At 77.6% G+C, this 951-nt stretch carries 2 protein-coding genes; one reads left to right on the top strand and one right to left on the bottom strand.

Annotated elements, in window-relative coordinates; translation table 11 throughout:
• A partial coding sequence (locus IE321_RS41560) for a CAP domain-containing protein (protein ID WP_190226791.1) occupies positions 1 to 473 on the top strand: 473 nt, incomplete at its 5' end.
• A gap of 15 nt (positions 474 to 488) precedes the next feature.
• On the opposite strand, the gene IE321_RS41555 is transcribed toward IE321_RS41560, so the two are convergent.
• Positions 489 to 951 (bottom strand): CAP domain-containing protein (locus IE321_RS41555; protein ID WP_190226790.1); only part of this gene is annotated, 463 nt, incomplete at its 5' end.

Raw genomic sequence — 951 nt, 5'->3', positions numbered from 1 at the left:
CGGGAGACGGCACCGGCCGCGCGGCCGACGGGCTCGCGCCCCAGACCGGGCCCGTGCGCGCCGCCCCGGTGACGGCCCCGGCCCGCGCCTCCCGCTACGTGGAGGACGTCATCGTCCTCGCCAACGCCGAACGGGACCGGGCGGGTTGCGGCCCGCTGCGCACCGAGACCCGGCTCGCCAGGGCCGCCCAGGGGCACGCGGAGGACATGGCGGCCCGCGACTACTACGCCCACGACAGCCCCGAGGGCCGGGACGGCGGCGACCGGATCAGCGCCACCGGCTACAGCTGGTCGGCGTGGGGCGAGAACATCCACAAGGGCCCGAAGACCCCGGAGCGGGCCATGGACGACTGGATGGGCAGCCCGGCGCACCGGGCGAACATCCTCAACTGCGCGTTCCGCGACATCGGGGTCGGCGTGGCCCTCACCGCCGACGGGCCGTGGTGGGTGCAGGACTTCGGCGCCCGGGGCTGACCGGCCCGGGCGGGGTCAGCCGGCAGGCGCAGCCAGCTTCTGCACCCAGACGGTGCCGGCCGGACCGGGGACGGCGGCCACGCCGGTGTCCCGGTAGGCGCAGTCGAGCAGGTTGCGCCGGTGGCCCGTGTCGGAGCGCCAGCTCTCGACGACGGACGCCGGGTCGCGCTGCCCCTGCGCCAGGTTCTCGGCCCAGGCCGACCAGCGGTAGCCGGTGGCGCTGATCCGGGAGTCGGCGAACTCGCCCTCGGGGCTGGCGTGGCCGTAGTAGCCCCGGTCCGTCATGTCGCGGGCGTAGGCGCGGGCGGCGGCGGTCAGCCGGGGGTCGGTGCGCAGCGGGGCGCAGCCGGCGTCCGCCCGGAGCCGGTTGACCAGTTCCGTGACCCGCTCCCCCGGGTCTGTAGCTGGTGGCGGGGTGGTCCGGGTCGGGGTGGGCGTGGCGGTGGTGGGCGTGCGGGTGGGCACGGGGCGGGTCGCC

This window comes from Streptomyces hydrogenans, from assembly GCF_014656075.1.
Taxonomy (GTDB): domain Bacteria; phylum Actinomycetota; class Actinomycetes; order Streptomycetales; family Streptomycetaceae; genus Streptomyces; species Streptomyces hydrogenans.
The sequence above is the reverse complement of the archived record's forward strand: the minus strand, read 5'-3'. Positions and strand labels throughout refer to the sequence as shown.